The organism is Pseudomonadota bacterium (genome assembly GCA_008501635.1).
In the GTDB taxonomy this organism is placed as follows: Bacteria; Pseudomonadota; Gammaproteobacteria; order QQUJ01; family QQUJ01; genus QQUJ01.
Map to the genome: position 1 here is coordinate 50914 of QQUJ01000025.1, position 18510 is coordinate 69423.

An 18510-nucleotide genomic window follows, 5' to 3' on the forward strand; every position below is an offset into this window, starting at 1 on the left:
AGTGAAAACGCATAATCCGCACCGGGCGTGGGGGTAATTCCGTTGCAGGGATTCTGTGCCGGTCTACGATCAGCGGCTCGCAACCTGGCACCCATCCCCGTCTGCCAATGCCCCTGTTGCGAAAAACCGCTGCAATCGCTGTTTGAATGGTTGAAGATCGAAACCGTTTTTCTCCAGCCAACGCGTATCGTAATAGGTATCCCGATAACGTTCACCACTGTCGCAGATCAAGGTTACCACGCTGCCCGACTGACGTTGGCGGTGCATCCCGGCGATGATATGGAAAGCCGCGTATAGGTTGGTGCCGGTCGAGCCCCCGCAGCGCCGGTTGAGCAGCCCCTGCAACGCGTGAATGGTGGCCAGCGATGCTGCGTCCGGCACTTTGATCATGCGATCAACCACCGACGCGACGAACGACGCTTCGACTCGCGGCCGCCCTATGCCTTCGATACGCGAAGTGGTGGTGATATGCACATCGCGATCGGGGTGCTGATAGTGTTCATAGAAGACCGAGTTCTCGGGATCGGCCACGCACAGGCGTGTCTCGTGACAGCGGTAGCGCAGATAGCGGCCTATCGTTGCCGAGGTGCCGCCAGTGCCCGCGCTCATGACAATCCAACGCGGCATCGGATGCGGCTCCGCCGCCATCTGACTGAAGATCGATTCGGTGATGTTGTTGTTGCCGCGCCAATCGGTGGCGCGTTCGGCATAGGTGAACTGATCCATGTAATGCCCGCCCAATTGCTCAGCGAGGTGGCTTGCTTCGCTGTAGATCTCTGCCGGTTGCACAAAATGGCACTCGCCGCCGTAGAACTGGATCTGTTCGATTTTTTCTCTTGAAGTACCTTCCGGTACGACAGCGATGAAGCGCAGATCGAGCAGCCGCGCAAAATAGGCCTCCGACACCGCGGTGCTGCCCGACGATGCTTCGATGACCGGTGTTCCACGATGAATCCAGCCATTGCACAAGCCGTAGAGATAGAGCGAACGCGCCAGGCGATGTTTGAGGCTACCCGTTGGATGTACCGATTCGTCCTTGAGGTAGAGTTGTATATCCGGCGTGGACGGCAGATCGAGCCGAATGAGATGGGTGTCGGCCGAGCGCGTGAAATCGGCCTCGATACGGCGAATCGCCTCCGTCACCCAGCGTCGATCGGCCTCACTCACAACGTTTCCTCCCTGATCAGCCTCCTCCTGAGGCTGCGCACGCCGATAAAGACCGCGGCGATCACCAGGGGAATGGAGAGGCCCGTCACCAGATCCGTATCGATGGGGGCACCGCTCGCTTTGACCGCCTTCGCCAGATAGCCGACCAATCCCACCGAATAGTAGCTGAGCACCACTACCGACAGTCCTTCCACGGTCTCCTGCAGTCGTAACTGCTGACGTGCACGCCTGTTCATTGACTCGAGCAGATCGCGATTCTGCTGCTCCAGAGCGACATTGACCCGCGCGCGCAACAGACTGCCGGTTCGCCCGACGCGATAGGAAAGCGCGCGCAGTCGATCGCTGACCGATTCGCAGGTGCGCATCGCAGGCGCAAGTCGGCGCTCCATGAATTCGTTGAAGGTCTGAATGCCTTGTACGCGCTCTTCGCGCAGCTCGCTGATGCGGCGCGTGACCAACGCGTAATAGGCCCGCGCAGCGCTGAATCGATATTCGGTGGTGGCGGCGATCCTCTCGACCTCAGCCGCAGCGCGGGAGAGCTCCAGCAAAAGGCGCTGCTCATCCTCGAGATTATTGATCTCGGTTACCCGCTGCGTGAGTTCGGCCAGATGCTCATCGATGCGCGTCACCGCTTGCCCGTAGTGTTGAGCCTCAGGGAAGGCCATCAGCGCCAGCGTACGATAGGTCTCGATCTCCACCAGACGTTGCACCAGACGCCCCACCTGGCGCACGCGCAGATCCAGATCTTCAACCAGCAATCGACTGAAACCGTCCGCATGCAGGCGATAGTCTGTCCACGCTTTGGCGGCTCCCCCGGCAACGACACTGCCCGCCACGGTATTGCCACTGAACAGGGGGGCCAGTTCCGCAAGATCACGCTGTCCACCGCGACGATCTTCGACCGCTACATGGATGGCGACCAGCGCCTCGCCGGGCAGACTGGCGAGCCACTCGCTGGGTACTTCGCCGATGACGGGGTCGGCAAAGGGCGCTGCAAATGCACCGTACTTGAGAAATCCATAGGACGAGAACTCTGTATGACGTTCCCAGCGCAGCCGAAACGGGCCGAGGTCCACGCTGTAGTGGGAAGCCCCTTCGGGCGGCGCGCTCACCCCGTAGCGCTGACAGAGATCGCCGACGGCCGTCCAATCGTCCCGCGAGGCGGCTTCACCCGAATGCAGCGCAATGAACGAGCCGCGTGCCGGTGGCGGCATCATCTCGTAAGGGCGCGCGTGCACCTCGTCGGTCAGCGTGCGTCGCAACGGATGTTCACGAAGGCCGGGCATCAGTTGGGCGGTGTTGCGGTCCTGTCGATTCATGGGATTTCGCTTGCTTGCTGCTGATTCACTGGGACGATCAGGGCGCGATTCTAACGTGCATCCGGGTCGCTGGGTTACGATAAGCGACCTTCACACCACTGCGACCCGGCATTCACCCTTCCATGACACCGACCTTGCCCCGCGATATCGAGATCCAGACCCGTTACCTTCGCATTGCCGCCCGCCAATGGGGCGATCCCAACGGGGTGCCGGTCATGGCCATTCATGGCTGGCTCGACAATGCGGCCAGTTTCGATGCCCTGGCCCCTCTGCTGACAGGGATGAACCTCATTGCCGTGGATATGCCCGGGCATGGCCGATCCGAGCATCGCCCGCCGGGCACCCCCTATCACTTCATCGATTCGATTCCCGACGTGCTGGCGATTGCCGACGCACTCGATTGGCCCCGGTTCTCGCTGTTGTCACACTCACTGGGCGCCGGGATCTCTGCCATCGTGGCCGGCACCGCCCCGCAGCGTATCCGGCGACTCGTTCTGATCGAGGGTCTCGGTCCCTGGTCGGGCAGCGCCGAAGAGAGCCCGGAACGGTTGTCCGAAGCGACCAACCATATCCTCTACAAGGAGCGTCGCCGGGCCCCGAGTTACCCGACGGTGGAAGAGGCTGCACACGCCCGCGAGAAAGCCGGCGATCTCGGTTTCGAAGCCGCCATGATGCTGGCCGGTCGCGGCACCTATGGGATCGGCGACCGCGTAGCCTGGCGCACCGATCCGCGGCTCACCTACCGTTCGCCGCTTTACCTCACCGAGGAGCAGGTCGGCGCGTTTCTGCCCCGCATCAGCGCGCCGACACTGCTGATCTGGGGCGAGTCGGGACTCGATTCGCCCCTGCAGAACCTCGAGGAGCGTAAAAAGCTGGTGCCCGATCTGATCTTTCAGCGGATACCGGGCGGTCACCACCTGCATATGGACAATCCCGAACCGGTCGCTGCCGTTGTGCAGCCCTTCCTGGTTCCGGTGACCTGAAGCGCAAACCGGGTCAAATAGAGATTCTGACCAGCGCCGGCGGCATCTCTTTCAATGTCTGCTCGGGATTGCAGATAATCAGTCGTTTGGCTTCGATCCCCCCTCTGTCCACCAGGTTGTCCTTGACCGCCTCAGCTCGTTTGGCCGCCAGCGCCCACAGCGTTTTTGCCTGCTCCGCGGTGGGCGTGCGAGGTTCGACTGAAGCTGCCGGGGCGGGGGCGGGTGCGGATTGGACCGGTCCGCCCCCCTCCATCGGGGTAGCTTGCGCTGCTGTATCAGGCTTTGCCGCGGGCGGAGCCGGCGGCGGTGGCGGCGGTGGCGGGTAGAGCTGATCAAAATCGGCGCGTGTCACATCGCCGCATAAAGCGAGACGCACCTGCGGGCGCTCCTGCAACAACTTGCCGATATCACCCAGCGACTTTTGCGCTTCGCCGGGCAATGCCGCATCGCCCGGGGCGAAGGCTACCGGTTCGAAGTCAAGCCCGGTGGCAAGATCCAGGACCGCGCCCGCCAGTTTCAGCAGCCCGAAGGGCGAATAGTAGGCCAGGATAGCGCTCTTGATCGCCTTTCCCATCACCTTGCCCAGGATGTTGTTGACCGAGACATCGGGGCTCTCTACATCCCCGGCGATCGGCAGACTGAGGCGAATGGCATCATCCTTGTCGCGCAACAGGGAGAGCGCTGCGTTCAGCGGTATCCCCAGCTCCTGTGCCGCAGCACCCGCCTTCTCCTCCTCGGAGAGCGGTTCCAGCTCCAGTTTGTGCAGTTCCACCTTCACTTCACTGTCCAGCATTCCATTGTCGACCTTGACGTTCAGTTCGACATCGAGGCTGCCCTGGCGTATGTGGTGCTGAACAACGTCGCGCGCGTACGAGGTCACCGGACCCAGATCGATCCCACTCACGGTCCCGGTAAGTGTCAAATCGGGCCGCACGGCAAAGGGTTTGACCTCGCCGGCGAGCGCGAGTTTGCCGTAGCGTCCGATGGCGGCTTCGAGCGTGACGGGAGAAGAGCTTCCGGGTGTCGTGGTATCGATATTGTCCATGCTGAGTCTGATATCGCTGATCGTCTCCTGATAGCGCGGCTCAACCTTGTGATCCGCCAGTGTGATCTTTCCTTCGCCGTCGATTCGGAGCTCGCCAAGCAGTAACTTGAGCGATTCGCTGGGCGGTGCTTCACGCGCACCATCGGCCTTTTCCTGCAACGCCAGCCAATCGATCACCTCCCAGCTGCCCTGGCTACCGCGACCCAGCCAGATGGCAGGGGTTTGCAGGTGAAGTCTTTCGATTCGTAACGAGGAAGGTTCGGGCATGGTCAGGGCTTCGACGGCCAGCGATTTGACCGTGGCGATGTGAGCGGGCGTCCCCTCCTGCTGCGGTTTGCGCCGGAGTGCACTGACCCCTTCGAGCGCAACGCTTTGTACCGACAGGTTTGGTGCACCGGTCAGTTGCTCGATCTGCAACGCGGTTAGATTCAATCTATCAATACCCAGCATCTGCTGCCCGGTTTGCGATCCCTGGGTCTGCAGCAGCGCCAATGACTGAAGCTGCAGCGATGCGAGTTGCAGGTTCTCGAGCGACGCCATCTGCGCTCTGTCGAGTGTCAGGCGTTCGAGGGTTACCCAATCTGCCAGGTGTTGTTCATGCACAGGGTCGGCGAGCCGGAGTTCTTCGATGACGACCTGCTCTGCCGTCATGGTTTCACCACCCTGCAGCTTGAGCTGCTGGACCAGGAATTCCTTGAAACCGAAACGCAGCTCACCGCCAGCCGCTGAAGTGACCGCCAATCCCGTCCAGCGCAACGAGCCGGTCACCCGCCAGGGAAGCGGCAGCGTGGCATCCGCAGGCTGCGGCCCCACCGAGGTCTCACCATGCCACGCCAGCTCCGCCCAACGGGCGCAGACATCGGCGAAACCACGCACCGCCTCTTCGGTATGCAGTGCCAGAATCTCATCCTGATAGCAGACCCGCAGATCTGTAACGTTGATGCCGCCTACCCCGTAGTGCCAGGGAGAGGGTGCGGCGGGTGGGGTCGTGGGGGGGGGCTGAGGCATGGTGTCCGCAGAAGGGATGATCAATCCGCCGACCTTCATTTGTCCCTGCGCATTGCGTGTCGCGTCGATGTCGAGTCCGTCGACCTCGATCCCGGCAATTCGCACCTGCTTGTCCCACATGGGACTCCAACGCCATGTCACTCGGAAACTGCGCAGATCGAATCCACCACCGTCAGGCGCCTTACCCTTCGCTCCTCGAACAACCACCCAACCCTCGCTGAGATCGAGTTCGACGTCATCGATTTCCGCCTCCATACCCTGGTCACGCAGCCACTTTTCACCCCCCCAACGGATCCCCGCGGGTAGCGAGTAAACGGCAATGACAAGTAGTATCACGAGGGCTGAAAAGACAATAGATAACTTGAAGAATAGTTTATTACGCATTGTTTTATAAGATTATTTAAATTTATTAGGAGAGGGTACTTATGCAATAGTCTGATATAAGCATAGCGTGTACCAGTAGTTTCCACAGGGCAGATTTTTTATTTGACCTTTCGTTCCAATAAGCTACTCTCCCCCTATGCCCAGACCGAAGAACTTCGATATCGAGCAGACGCTGGAGCGCGCCGTTGGCATCTTCTGGCGCAAAGGTTATGCGGCCACCTCGATTCAAGATCTTCTGGATGAGATGGGCCTCAACCGCGGCAGTCTCTACGCCACCTACGGCGGCAAAAGACGGTTATTCGCAACCGCCGTGGATCGCTACCGGCAAGACGTTGTAGCGCCGCGCCTGGTCGCCATGGAGTCTGAAACGGCGGGACTCAGTGAGATACGCAACTTCTTCGAGGCGTTTCTCGAGCGGGTCCGTTCGGGCCACAGCCGCTACGGATGCCTGATGACCAACACCTGCGTCGAACTGGCTCCTCACGATCCCGCGATGGCTGCCAAGGCACGCCAAAATCTAGCGCGCATTGAAGGCGCCTTTACCCAGGCACTGCGGTGTGCGCAGGCACGCGATGAGTTGAACGGCAATCTGAACCCTCAGGCGCTTGGACGGTTCCTCACCGCAACTCTGCAGGGCTTGCAGGTCATGACCAAAGCGGGCCTGCCGATCGCGCACCTGGAAGATGTGGTTCGAACCGCGTTAGCCACTCTGGAACCGTAATTTTTTCACCTGTTTTTGGAACATACGTTCCATTTAACCATGGAGATCACCAATGAGCCGTTTAATGCCGCGCCAGAAAACCCCCGATCTTTCCGTCAACCTCGTCGGTGGCGGCACCTGGAGTCTGGCGAAAAGCCGCCCCGAACACTTCACCATGATCGTCGCCTATCGCGGCCTGCACTGCCCGATCTGCCAACCCTATCTGCGCGAAGCGGATCGCACGCTTGGCGAGTTTGCCCAACGTGGTGTCGAGGTCGTGGCTGTCAGCAGCGATACGCGCGAGCGCGCCGAACAGACACGCAACGATTGGGGCTTGAAGGCGTTGCCGGTCGGCTACGGACTCAGCATCGACAGTGCCCGCGAATGGGGCCTTTACGTCTCGACCAGTCGTGGCAAGACATCGACCGGTGTCATGGAACCTGAGCTGTTCTCGGAGCCCGGCCTTTTTCTGGTACGGCCCGATCAGACGCTCTACGCCGCCTCCTACGCCACCATGCCCTTCGCCCGCCCCCACTTCAGCGAACTCCTGAAGGCACTGGATTTCATCATCGCCAACGACTATCCGGCCCGCGGTGAGGCCTGATTGGTAGATTGAGCGCAGCGTCTCCAGTACCCTGTCCCGGAAGAGGAGACACCGCATGATAGAAAATGCTCAACCGCACCTGGAACCGGATGATTATCTGCAGCCCAGGGAGTTCATTGACGCCGACCATGACTCGATTCAGGAGTTCGTGAGCAAGCACACGGTCTCCGGCGAATCCGCCCTGCAGACGGCCCTTCGACTCTACCTGGCGGTACGGGACGGGATCATCTATGACCCCTACCATGTCGGCCCCGAACCGCATTATTTCCGCGCCAGCGATTGCCTGGCGGCAGGCCGCGGCTTCTGCATCCCCAAGGCCGCGCTCCTGGCGGCCTGCGCACGTGCCGCTGGAATCCCGGCACGGGTCGGCTACGCCGATGTGCGCAACCATCTCTCGACGCCCAAGCTGGACGAGCTGACCGGGGGCAACGTCTACACCTGGCACAGCTATACCGATCTCTTTCTTGACGGCCAGTGGGTAAAGGCCACTCCCGCTTTCGACAAGGCGCTCTGCGAACGCTTCGGCGTACACGTGCTGGAATTCGACGGCCGCACCGATTCGCTGTTTCAGGAGTTCAATCAGTCCGGCCATCGTCACATGGAGTACGTGCGCAAGCGCGGCGTATTCGAGGACGTGCCCTTCGAGACCATCGTGGCCGAATTCGATCGCAACCACCCCAAATGGCTGCACCATCGCAAAGATCTTGAGGATCTCGCCTTCAAGCATCGCGCAGAGGCTTAGTAATATTTAAATTAATCAATTAGTTATCAGGCTTATTTAAAGCTGATAACAACTCCAGATCCGCCAATCTCGCGGTGTTTGCCACCCCTCCCCCCAGGGGGTCACTTGCTTTTTTCTCAATACTGTTAATAATTGCAGCACTGCTTTTAACAACAGGTTTCCGCCATGACCGAGAAGCTGACCCCGCGCCAGGCCAGGATCCTGGACTTTATTCGTCAACGTATTGAGGCTGACGGCCTACCGCCCACCCGCGCGGAGATCGCCACAGCCCTGGGCTTCCGTTCGGTCAATGCCGCCGTCGATCACCTCAAGGCGCTGGCCCGCAAGGGGGCCATCGAACTGGTCCCCGGCTCCTCGCGCGGCATCCGCCTGCCCCAGGGCCCCGGACTCCCCGTGGTCGGCCGTGTGGCGGCAGGCAGCCCCATCCTTGCCACCGAGCACATCGAGGATCACTACCGGCTCGATCCCACTCTCTTTCACCCTTCGGCCGACTATCTGCTGCGGGTGCGCGGCATGAGCATGCGCGATGCGGGTATCCTCGATGGTGATCTGCTGGCCGTGCACCGCACCCCTACCGCCGAGAACGGTCAGATCGTGGTGGCGCGGCTGGAGGACGAGGTCACCGTCAAACGCCTGCGCCGTACCCGCAGTCGCGCCTGGCTGCTGCCCGAGAATCCCGATTTCGAACCCATCGAGGTCGATCTGCGCGAGCAGGAACTCAACATCGAGGGGATCGCCGTCGGTGTACTGCGCGACCATCCGCCCAAATGATCCCGGATCCGGAATGAACCGTTTCCGCCGCCCCGCCGCTGGCAGCGTGTCGAACATGGACAGCCTCCGACACGCTGCCAATCCCACATCCTCCGCTGCCACCCCTTGGCACTGCGGCGGGGCGGCACCTCTTTTTTACAACGGTACCTAACCGTGCTGGCCGAACTCCTCCAGCGCGCCGACATCTGGCGCGGCAGGCAAACTGCCCCCCGCGCCCAGCGATCGACCGCACCCACCGGCTACGGGACGCTTGATACCCGTCTGCCCGGTGGCGGCTGGCCGATCGGTGCGCTGACCGAAATCCTCTATCCGCAGGAGGGGATCGGCGAACTGCAGCTCACCCTGCCCACGTTGGCGCGACTCAGCCAGGGTGAACGCTGGATCGCCTGGATCAACCCGCCCTTGACCCCCTATGCGCCGGCCCTCGCGGCCCACGGCGTCAATCTGCAACGGCTGCTCTGGGTGTGCACTCAACGTCCCGAAGAGGGGCTTTGGGCACTGGAACAGGCCTTGCGCTCCGGCATCTGCGCGGCCGTTCTGAGCTGGCCCGCCCGCTGCGACGATCGCACCCTGCGCCGCCTGCAGCTGGCGGCCGAGCATGGTCAGGTCCTGGCGTTTCTCTACCGCCCTCTGGAAAACGCACGGAAGGCCTCGCCCGCCGCCCTGCGCCTGATCCTCCAGAAAACGCCGGAGGGAGGATTGGCGGTGAACTTCGTGAAATGCCGCGGCGCCTGGATCAGCGACACCCTGCACCTGCCCCGATCCGTCACCGGAGATGCACGCCCATGGAACAGCAGGTAATCGATCTGCCCCTGCCGCCGGCGGTGAAAGAATCACCGCAGCCAGTGCCGCCGCACGGTGCACCCCCCGCGATGACGCCAATCCCACGGCCAATCCCTCCCTCTGCGAACCATCAGAAATCCACCCTGACACCGCCAGCGCAGCCGCGCCCAACCCGCGCCCCGCTGTGGCTTGCCCTCCACTTTCCCCATCTCCCGCTGGAGGTGGTCACCCGCGGTGCGCCGGTAACCGGGCCTTTCGCCGTGATCGAGGGGCAAGGCACTCAATGCTGTGTTCTGAGCCGCAACCGGGCAGCGGCCGCTACCGGCGTGAAACCGGGGCAGCACCTCAGTGCCGCACAGAGCCTGGCGCCTTTGTTGAATACCGCCATGCGCCAGGAAGCGGCCGAAGCCGCCGCCTTGGAGCGGTTGGCCGCCTGGGCTTATCAATTCAGCTCCCGCGTCGCCATCGTTGCGCCCAATGGGCTGTTGCTGGAGATCTCCGGCAGCTTGCGCCTGTTCAAAGGGTTGGAGAACCTGGTGTGCGCTCTGCAGCGGGATCTCACCAACCTGGGCTACCGCACTCGGCGCAGCATTGCGCCTACCCCACTTGGCGCCTGGCTGCTGGCGCGCAGCGGCGATCGACGCCCCGCGCTGAAGCTGGACGATCTGCGCCGCCAGCTGGGCGCCCTGCCCCTGCAGATGCTGGAACTCCCGGCCGACACTTTGTCGGCTCTGCGCGAACTCGGTCTGCTACGGGTGCGCGACTGCCTGCGCCTGCCCCGCGACGGCCTCAATCGTCGCCTCGGTACCGCGGTGCTCGACTACCTGGATCGCGCCCTGGGCCGCAAACCCGACCTGCGCCCTCCGTTCGAAGCTCGTGAAGGTTTCACCAACCGCCTTGCACTGCCGGCCGAGGTCCACACCACCGAGGGCCTGCATTTCGCGCTGCACCGATTGCTCTTGGAACTGGTCGGTGTATTGCGCGCCCGGGATGGCGTCATCCAGCAATTCACGCTGAAGCTTCATCACTTGAAGCGCCCTCCCACGGAGTTGACACTGGGACTATTGGTACCGGGGCGCGATCTCGTCCATCTGCAGCAGTTGGTCGACAACCGCCTGGAACGGCTCGAACTCCCGGCGCCGGTACTGGAACTCTCCCTGGAGGCAAACGGGATCATGCCCTTTCGCGGCGAGCGGCATGACTTCTTTGTCCATACCACGGGGGACCAACTGAACGCGGGCCAGCTTATCGACCGCCTGCGCACCCGCCTCGGTGAACAGGCTGTGCGAATGCTCAGCCCCGTTGCCGATCATCGACCCGAGCATGCCTGGCGCAGCGCCGGCAGCACCGTCATCAACACGAGTCACCCAGGCGTTCGCCCTCTCTGGTTGCTGGAAAAGCCGCAGCTGCTGCCCGGTGCGGACCGCTGGCAACTGCAAGCCGGACCGGAACGCGTCGAAAGCGGCTGGTGGGACGGTCAGGACCTGGCCCGGGATTATTTCGTGGCGGAACGCAAGGGTGCACGCCTGTGGCTGTTTCGTGAATTGCGTGGCTCGCTGCGCTGGTTTCTGCACGGGGTATTCGGCTGAGGCAGCAGCGCTGGCGTCAACCGCCAGTCAAGAGAGTCCGATACCGGCGCATAGGACATGAAACAGAAGGCATATTCAGGTAAAGTCAGCCCTTCAAACACCGTGGTGCTGATGCACGACGGCATTTCCACAGCCACTCAAGCAGGATCATTGTCACATGAGCGATAAACCAGGCACGACCACGACCGGGACAAAGCAGGATACCGCCCGGATCAATTCGGAAAAGACTCAGAAAATCAACGAGATCAAAGTAATTCAGCAGGAAGAGGTCAAGGACAAGACCAAGTCGAATCCCTGCTGCGGCTCTTGCACCTGAACAACTATCAGCCCTGGGCTGTACTTTCGAACCACTGGCACAGACCAGTGGTTTTTTTTGCCTGCTGGCAGCGCACGCTACCGACAAAGAGCCATTTCACACTGTCCGCGTCGCGCACCAATCAGAGACTGCGCGCTACTCAAAAGCGCATCGCGCCCGCAGGGCATCGCCCAACTTGGCGTGTAAATTCCGCAACAGCCTCTCGGTAGTCTCCCAATCGATGCAGGCGTCCGTGATGGAGACGCCGTACTCGAGATCGGCCGGATTGGCGGTGAGCTTCTGATTGCCCTCTTTAAGATGGCTCTCCAGCATGAGACCGACAATGGATCGGTTGCCTTCAAGGATCTGGTGACTGACGTTCTCGGCCACCAGGGGCTGAAGCTGAAAATTCTTGTGCGAGTTGGCATGACTGCAATCGATGATGATGTTCTTCGGCATGCCCGCTTTTTCCAACGCCTGTTCGGCCAACGCCACATTGACTGAATCGTAATTGGGTTCCCTCCCGCCGCGCAGGATGATGTGACCATAGCGATTGCCCGCCGTTTCGATCACAGCCACTTGACCACCTGTGCTGATGCCGAGAAAGCGGTGCGGCGCCGAAGCCGATTGCAACGCGTTGATGGCAACATCCAACTGGCCTTCGGTCCCGTTCTTGAAACCGACCGGGGTGGAAAGGCCGCTGGACATCTCACGATGAGTTTGGGATTCCGTGGTGCGCGCGCCGATAGCCGACCAGCTGAAGAGATCCGCCAGATATTGCGGGCTGATGGGATCGAGCGCTTCGGTGGCCGTTGGAATGCCCAGCTCACCCAGCCAGACCAGAAGTTCACGGGCGCTTCGCAACCCCTTTTCGATATCGAACGAATCGTTGATGTGCGGGTCGTTGATGAAACCCTTCCAGCCGATGGTGGTTCGCGGCTTTTCGAAATAGACGCGCATCACGATGAAAAGCACGTCGCCCAACTCGTCGTACAGTCGCTTCAGCCGCTCGGCATACTCTCGAGCAGCAGCGAGGTCGTGAATCGAGCAAGGACCCGCAATTACCAGCAAACGCGGATCCTGGTGATCGAGAATGCCCTGTATGACGTGGCGACCGCGTTCGACAGTGCTCGCTGCGGCCTCGCTGGTCGGCACCTGGTGGTGCAGTGCTTCGGGGCTGATAAGGACGCGGACCCCGGTGACATTGACATTTTCCAGTTGATATTCGGTCATGATTCCAACGGCTTCACTTGTCAAAAAGGATGGGACCGATCCAGCGGATCGATCCCATGGGACTTATTGTATAGAAAAACACTCAATTTATAAGAGGAGATCCAACTATTGACCGACACTCGCAGCACCCAGCAGATAATACCGATGGCGGCTATCACTTCGTCGCACCCAGCTGGTCGGGTGCGAGTCGCTTGCCGGTGTCGGGAAGATAGCGGTAGTGGCCTGTGATCGGGTACGAGAACAGCACATCCGCCAGTTCTGGACCTTCACCAATGTTGTGTACGATCAGTGGACGCTGACCGCCGGGCGATTGTTCCGCGACTACAATACCGATATGGGGCAGCCTGCCGGCGAGCAGCCAGGTGACCAGATCCCCGGCGCGATAATCGGCGGGATCGCCCGTCACAGGTAAATCGATCCCCCGCCGTTCGAGGAAGCGGCGAAGATTGGGTACGCGGCGATGATCGATATTGGGATCGGGACGCGATAGCCCCCACAGCTGCGGGAAGGCGTCAAACGCCACGCGCATCTCCTCGTGTACCTCGCGCTGCAGATCGACACCCACTTGCCGATAGGCGCGAATCACGACGTCGGTGCAGACCCCGATATGACTCGGCACATCACCGCCAGGATAGGTGATGCGAACGTACCGACCATCGTAGGTAACTGCTTGTTGAGTCCGCGCCAGGGCCGCTTCTGCCAGTCGCAGCGGGAACGAAGGTGCGTACGGCAGCCCATCCGCGCGTGACGTCAATGAAACCAGAGCTGATACCAACACCGCCAGCAACTGAATAGATCCCATATTCTTGTCAGTCTCGAAATCGGCCTCTCCGGCTCACCGTCTGTTCACGACTTCAACCTCACATTCTATTCAAAATAGCACCGGGGCTTGGGCTGAACCGCACCGGATAACTCTGCTGTTATGATCGCCTGTCACAAGGCCGCGAGGGAGCACTCGTGAGATCAACCAGAGTTCCGCCACTCGGTCCTGCTACGCCAACGCGCGGCAACGCATTTACGCGCCTGTTGGGGCATTCCATTCTGTCGATAAGCGATTGGCGTGTCAGCGGCGCAATTCCCAACTTGCCCAAACTGGTCGTGATCGTGGCACCCCACACCTCCAACTGGGATTTCGTGCACGGCATGGCAGCGGCGTTCGCTTTGGGACTAAAGGTCTCCTGGATGGGCAAACACACACTCTTTCGCCGGCCCTTCGGCGGCCTGATGCGCTGGCTGGGTGGCATCTCCATCGATCGGCGCGCCTCCCACGGTGTCGTCCAGCAGACCATGCAGATCTATGCCGAAAGAGAGCAACTGATACTGGGTATCACGCCGGAGGGAACACGCGGCAGGGCCCCGCAATGGAAAATGGGTTTCTACCATATTGCCAAGGGTTCGGGGATCCCCATCGTCCCCGTCTACTTCGATTACCCGCGACGCACAATCGGATTTGGCGAGCCACTGATACCCGGAGACGATCCCGACATCGATCTTGAGAAACTCATCGCCTTCTACCGCGGGCACCTGGGCAAACGACCGGAAAACCAGACGTATGCCTAACGACAATTACCCTATGGATTCAACGTTCGGTCATAGCCAACCGCGCGCCCAGCAGGGCAAAGATACCGGCAAACCCGCGCTGCAGCCAGCGCACTGCGCGCGGTGAACGGGTCGCATAGCGACGCACGGCATGGGCCATCGCACCGTAAGCCACGAAGACCACCAACGTCATGGCCATGAATACGGCACTCAGCAGCAGCAGTTCCGGGAGTGGCTCGGATGACTGGTGGGAAATGAACTGCGGCAGGAAGGCAAGAAAAAAGAGCGAGAGCTTGGGATTGAGGATGTTGATCAGAATACCGCGCACGACGATCTGGCGGTGGTTCCGCCTCCCTACCGTACTGTCCATCTGCAATGCATCCGCATCCCGCCACAGCGACCAGGCGAGATAGAGCAAAAAGAGGACACCCGCGTACTTCATGGTCTGAAATGCCAGTGCGCTCATGTGGAGGATTGCCGTCAGCCCGAGAATGCTGGCGATCAGATGGGGAACGATGCCCAAGGTGCATCCCACCGCGGCCGCGACGCTCGCTCGCCAACCGAGAAACAGTCCTGTTGAAACGGTGTAGATCACACCGGTCCCGGGAATCAGCACGATTATCAAACTGGTGATCAGAAATTCGAGGCTCATGGTCTTATTTCGTGGTCTGTTGTCCGGCTGGCACTTGCCGCACGAATGCTCAACGAACAGCCAGATCAGTGGCGAGTCTGCTCGCATTGCGCGCCGCGAGTCCATAGATCGACAACTGCGGATTGGTGCCCACACTGGTCGGGAACAGCGATCCATCGCAGATGCTCACGTTATCCAACTGATGATGACGACCAAAAGAATCTGCCACGCCATCTCTCGCGCTGGCCGCCATGCCGCAGCCTCCCATCACATGCGCGCTCACGACGCGGGCAAGGTTAGGCGTCAGGGGCAGTTCCTGTATACCCCGTTGCACTTCCTTCCAGCTTGCATAGCCTCCCGCCTTCTCATGAACCGGGGTGACCCGCTTTGCCCCCGCGGCGAACTGGATCTCCGCCATGGCCAACCATGAACGGCGCACGCCTTCCCAGACGAACTCGGTGATCGGATAATCGAGCACCGGTGTGCCGTCGGATTGCAGGTGGACGGTCCCGCCCGGACTGCCGGGATTGAAACCGTCACGGAGCAGCGCAATCACCACGTGCGTATTGGCGAATCGTTGCATCTGCTGTGCGTGAGCTGTGCCGAAACCCTGCAGCGTGGTACTGAATAACACGGGGTGCAGAGGCGGCACCTCGAGCTTGAATCCCATGGGGCCCCGCAGCGGAACGTTGTCGAGAAAGTGATTGCTGTAGACGGACTGTGGCGCGCCCGCGTAACCGTCGACCCTGCCGTCCATCTGCCCCGCCGAGATAGTGGTTGGATGGAGAAACGTGCGCTTGCCCAAATGTCCGTGGGGATCGGGCGCATCACTGCGCATCAGCAATGCGGGGGTGCCGAGCGATCCCGCGGCGAGGACGAAATGCTTTGCGTGTATCCGCACACGATAGGGTAACGGGCGGATCCCCGCCTCCTCCATCGCCAAGCACTCAAGAACCACCGCACGACCACCGCTGAGCACGAGGCGTTCGGCGCGCAGACGGTGCCATAGTGCGGCGCCGGACGAGAGCGCCGCTGGAATCGTGGTCACCAGCATCGACTGCTTGGCGTTGGTGGGGCAGCCCAGGCCGCAGTAGCCCAGATTCAGACAACCCTTCACGTTGCGCGGTATGGTCGCGGTGGAGATGCCCAGTTTTTCCGCCCCGCGCCGCAGCAGGTCGTTGTTCTCGTTCGCGGGCACGCTCCAGGTCTCGATTCCCAGCTGCTGTTCCATGCGTTCGAACCATGGCGCCAACGCATCACCATCGAGATCCGCGAGACCGAATTCGCTCCGCCAGTAGGCCAATGTCTCGGGAGGCGTGCGAAAGCAACTGGTCCAATTGACCGTGGTGGAACCTCCGACGCAGCGTCCCTGCAGGATATTGATGGCCTTGTCCCTGGTCTTGCGGGCCGCCGACTCCTGGTAGAGCTGCGGATAGGCATCCGCCTCGCGCATTCTGAATTCACGCGAGCTTTTCAGCGGTCCCTCTTCGACCAGCAGCACCCGCAAGCCCGAGGCCGCCAGAATCTCTGCCGCTGTCCCGCCTCCCGCGCCGCTGCCGACGATCACAACATCCGCTTCGAGCGTGTGATCGGCGGTCAAGGCCGATCCGTTCCGCACCTGCCAGCCCGACCGCAAGCCTGCCGCAACCATATCTTCGGTCATGGGGATAACGGGGGCGGGCCAGGATAGGCGATGGTCGGCCACGATTGCGGGTCACCGTACCAAGCACCCAACACCAGATCGTGCAATGCGGCGTAGGCGCTGCGCAGGAGCGCAAAGCGGCTCATGCGCCAGCTTTCGAGGAAGGCGGCCACCTGATCCGGAGTTGCGCCGGCCCAGGATGTCCAAATGCCGGCCACAACCGCGCGGGCGGGTGCGAAATTCAATAGCGCGAACAGCTCGGCAATCTCCTTTTGCGCCTGAGCGGAGAGTCCCGCGACCGCTGTGTTCACGCCCTCGACCGTTGTTGCAATCGCGGCGCGCCGGGCCTCGCCCGATACGGGTATGACACCGGCCAGCATTACCGGCACGAGTACGGCCACGATCTCGCGTTCACTTACGCCCAACTCCCCCGATTCGCTGGTGGTGTGGCGCAACCCATAGTAAGCACCGGCGCCAGCAAGCGCTGCGCTGCCCAGCAGGCCAGCCTTGAGGAAGGTGCGCCGTGTGACCATCAGCGTAGCAGCACAGCCATGAGCCGCTCGAACAGCGTGCCATACGGTGGCTTGAACAGACCTACACCGCTGATGCGTGACTGAAAGAAAACGGACTTCTTTTTGGAGAACGTTTCAAACCCTTCGTAGCCGTGGTAGTGCCCCTTGCCGCTCTCACCGACTCCGCCGAACGGCAGATTGTCCTGGGCGATGTGCAGGATGGTGTCGTTGATCGTCACGCCGCCGGAGATGGTCTCTGTCAGCACCTTGTCGATCCGCTTGCGGTCGTTATCGAAATAGTAGAGCGCCAGCGGTTTCGGCCTTGTGTTGACGTAGCGAATCGCCTCGTCAAGCTCGCGATAGGTGACGACAGGCAACAGCGGGCCGAAAATCTCCTCCTGCATGATGCGCATACTGTCCCTGGCATTGATGACAGCCAGTGGCGGAATACGCCGCGTCGATGAGTCCGGCGCTACCTCAAGCGAGGTCAGCGGGACAATATCGGCACCTTGGTCCCTGGCCTCCTCGGCCAATTCCAGCAGACGCTGAAAATGGCGCTCGTTGATGATCGAGGAGTAATCGGGCGTTTGCATGATGTCCGGGTAGCATCGCGCTACAGTACGCTTGGCGGCGGTCACAAAATCTTGCGTCCGGTTCTCGGGAATCAACACATAATCAGGGGCAATGCAGGTCTGTCCCGCGTTCATCGTCTTGCCGACCATGACACGTTCGGCAAATCGCGCCATCGAAAAATCCACCCCGAGTATCGCCGGTGATTTGCCGCCCAGTTCCAGCGTGATGGGAGTCAGGTTCTCCGCCGCAGCACGCATGACGCTGTACCCCACCCGGGTCGAGCCGGTGAACAGAAGATGTCCGAACGGTTGGCGTGAAAAGGCCTCTGCCACCTGACTGTCACCCTGCACCACAATCACGCTGTCCCTGGCAAAGTAGTTGGCGGCCAACCCGGCAACCAGCGCGGCGGTCGCGGGCGCGAACTCAGACATCTTGAGCATTACGCGATTACCCGCGGCCAGCGCCGCCGTCAACGGTCCGATCGACAACAGGATCGGATAGTTCCACGGGGCGATGACTCCCACCACGCCCAGCGGCTGATGCATGACCCGCGCACGGCCTGGTTGAAACCACAGCGTTACCGGGCGGCGCTCCGGCCGCATCCATTGTTTGAGATGACGTCGCGCGTGCTTGACGGCCTCGAGGCTTGGGAACAGCTCCAGCAATTGCGTCTCATGCGCTGAGCGATGACCGAAATCCTGGTCGACCGCGGCGATGAACGCGTCCGCATTCTCGCGCAGCAATCGTTCCAGAGCAGCCAGCTGGTTATCGCGGTCGCGCCACGAGGGATAGGGATCGCACTCGGCCGCACGCTGCAAGCAGGCGAACACCGGGCTCAGTGCCGCATCTTCATCGCTCGCTGTTCCCGGATCCATGTGATTTCCCGCTGCTGCTTTGTAGCCCTAGGCACTATACAGATCCTGGCGCAGCTTGTGTTATCCCCGGGTGACACACTGCCACTGTGCACCAGCGGGCGTCATCAAACTGCAG

17 protein-coding genes are annotated in these 18510 nt (G+C 61.2%); 8 read left to right on the forward strand and 9 right to left on the reverse strand.

What is annotated here, in order from left to right:
* Nucleotides 1-69: 69 nt before the first annotated feature.
* Both DWQ09_15555 and DWQ09_15560 read right to left on the reverse strand, forming a co-directional pair.
* Entirely contained in the window at nt 70-1167 is a 1098-nt protein-coding gene (locus tag DWQ09_15555) for a PLP-dependent cysteine synthase family protein (protein KAA3626694.1), read from the reverse strand.
* Nucleotides 1164-2453: a DUF3422 domain-containing protein gene (locus tag DWQ09_15560; GenBank protein ID KAA3626739.1), complete on the reverse strand. Its 1290-nt coding sequence runs from the start codon at nt 2451-2453 to the stop codon at nt 1164-1166. The genes DWQ09_15555 and DWQ09_15560 overlap by 4 nt, the downstream gene beginning before the upstream one ends.
* Before the next feature lie 155 nt (nt 2454-2608).
* On the opposite strand from DWQ09_15560, the gene DWQ09_15565 reads away from it, so the two are divergent.
* Nucleotides 2609-3469 (forward strand): alpha/beta hydrolase, encoded by an 861-nt coding sequence (locus tag DWQ09_15565; GenBank protein KAA3626695.1) that lies wholly within the window; start codon nt 2609-2611, stop codon nt 3467-3469.
* Between the two features lie 13 nt (nt 3470-3482).
* Here the strand turns inward: DWQ09_15565 and DWQ09_15570 are convergent, their stop codons facing one another.
* Nucleotides 3483-5906: a DUF748 domain-containing protein gene (locus DWQ09_15570; protein KAA3626696.1), complete on the reverse strand. Its 2424-nt coding sequence runs from the start codon at nt 5904-5906 to the stop codon at nt 3483-3485.
* A 136-nt stretch (nt 5907-6042) separates the two neighbouring features.
* On the opposite strand from DWQ09_15570, the gene DWQ09_15575 reads away from it, so the two are divergent.
* From DWQ09_15575 to DWQ09_15600, 6 genes are all read left to right on the forward strand, one after another.
* A complete protein-coding gene (locus DWQ09_15575; protein ID KAA3626697.1) occupies nt 6043-6627 on the forward strand; it encodes a TetR/AcrR family transcriptional regulator in 585 nt (194 codons plus the stop codon).
* A gap of 52 nt (nt 6628-6679) precedes the next feature.
* Nucleotides 6680-7210, forward strand: coding sequence for an AhpC/TSA family protein (locus DWQ09_15580; protein ID KAA3626698.1), 531 nt, complete (start codon nt 6680-6682; stop codon nt 7208-7210).
* 55 nt (nt 7211-7265) lie between these two features.
* Complete coding sequence (locus DWQ09_15585) at nt 7266-7952, forward strand: transglutaminase family protein (GenBank protein KAA3626699.1); 687 nt, start codon at nt 7266-7268, stop codon at nt 7950-7952.
* A 165-nt stretch (nt 7953-8117) separates the two neighbouring features.
* The gene (locus DWQ09_15590) at nt 8118-8723 is read left to right on the forward strand and encodes a transcriptional repressor LexA (GenBank protein ID KAA3626700.1); all 606 of its coding nucleotides are present in this window, start codon (nt 8118-8120) and stop codon (nt 8721-8723) included.
* Between the two features lie 153 nt (nt 8724-8876).
* Nucleotides 8877-9524, forward strand: a complete 648-nt coding sequence (gene imuA, locus DWQ09_15595; GenBank protein ID KAA3626701.1) for a translesion DNA synthesis-associated protein ImuA — start codon at nt 8877-8879, stop codon at nt 9522-9524.
* Nucleotides 9443-11095: a DNA polymerase Y family protein gene (locus tag DWQ09_15600; protein ID KAA3626702.1), complete on the forward strand. Its 1653-nt coding sequence runs from the start codon at nt 9443-9445 to the stop codon at nt 11093-11095. The genes imuA and DWQ09_15600 overlap by 82 nt, the downstream gene beginning before the upstream one ends.
* A gap of 451 nt (nt 11096-11546) precedes the next feature.
* On the opposite strand, the gene DWQ09_15605 is transcribed toward DWQ09_15600, so the two are convergent.
* Together DWQ09_15605 and DWQ09_15610 are read right to left on the reverse strand one after the other, a co-directional pair.
* A complete protein-coding gene (locus DWQ09_15605; protein KAA3626703.1) occupies nt 11547-12623 on the reverse strand; it encodes a 3-deoxy-7-phosphoheptulonate synthase in 1077 nt (358 codons plus the stop codon).
* Nucleotides 12624-12777: 154 nt separating this feature from the next.
* The gene (locus tag DWQ09_15610) at nt 12778-13425 is read right to left on the reverse strand and encodes a DUF1287 domain-containing protein (GenBank protein ID KAA3626704.1); all 648 of its coding nucleotides are present in this window, start codon (nt 13423-13425) and stop codon (nt 12778-12780) included.
* A gap of 221 nt (nt 13426-13646) precedes the next feature.
* Here DWQ09_15610 and DWQ09_15615 point away from each other — a divergent pair, with 221 nt between their 5' ends.
* Nucleotides 13647-14183, forward strand: a complete 537-nt coding sequence (locus DWQ09_15615; GenBank protein KAA3626740.1) for a glycerol acyltransferase — start codon at nt 13647-13649, stop codon at nt 14181-14183.
* A 19-nt stretch (nt 14184-14202) separates the two neighbouring features.
* On the opposite strand, the gene DWQ09_15620 is transcribed toward DWQ09_15615, so the two are convergent.
* Genes DWQ09_15620 through DWQ09_15635 form a run of 4 tightly spaced genes read right to left on the reverse strand, consistent with a single transcriptional unit; the run spans nt 14203 to nt 18395 of the window.
* The gene (locus tag DWQ09_15620; protein ID KAA3626705.1) at nt 14203-14814 is read right to left on the reverse strand and encodes a LysE family translocator; all 612 of its coding nucleotides are present in this window, start codon (nt 14812-14814) and stop codon (nt 14203-14205) included.
* Between the two features lie 49 nt (nt 14815-14863).
* On the reverse strand, nt 14864-16456 hold the full coding sequence (locus DWQ09_15625; protein KAA3626706.1) for an FAD-binding protein: 1593 nt from the start codon (nt 16454-16456) through the stop codon (nt 14864-14866).
* Nucleotides 16453-16968, reverse strand: a complete 516-nt coding sequence (locus DWQ09_15630; GenBank protein ID KAA3626707.1) for a hypothetical protein — start codon at nt 16966-16968, stop codon at nt 16453-16455. The genes DWQ09_15625 and DWQ09_15630 overlap by 4 nt, the downstream gene beginning before the upstream one ends.
* Nucleotides 16968-18395 carry a coniferyl aldehyde dehydrogenase gene (locus tag DWQ09_15635; protein KAA3626708.1) on the reverse strand — a complete coding sequence of 476 codons (1428 nt, stop codon included), beginning with the start codon at nt 18393-18395 and terminating at the stop codon, nt 16968-16970. The genes DWQ09_15630 and DWQ09_15635 overlap by 1 nt, the downstream gene beginning before the upstream one ends.
* Between the last annotated feature and the right edge of the window lie 115 nt (nt 18396-18510).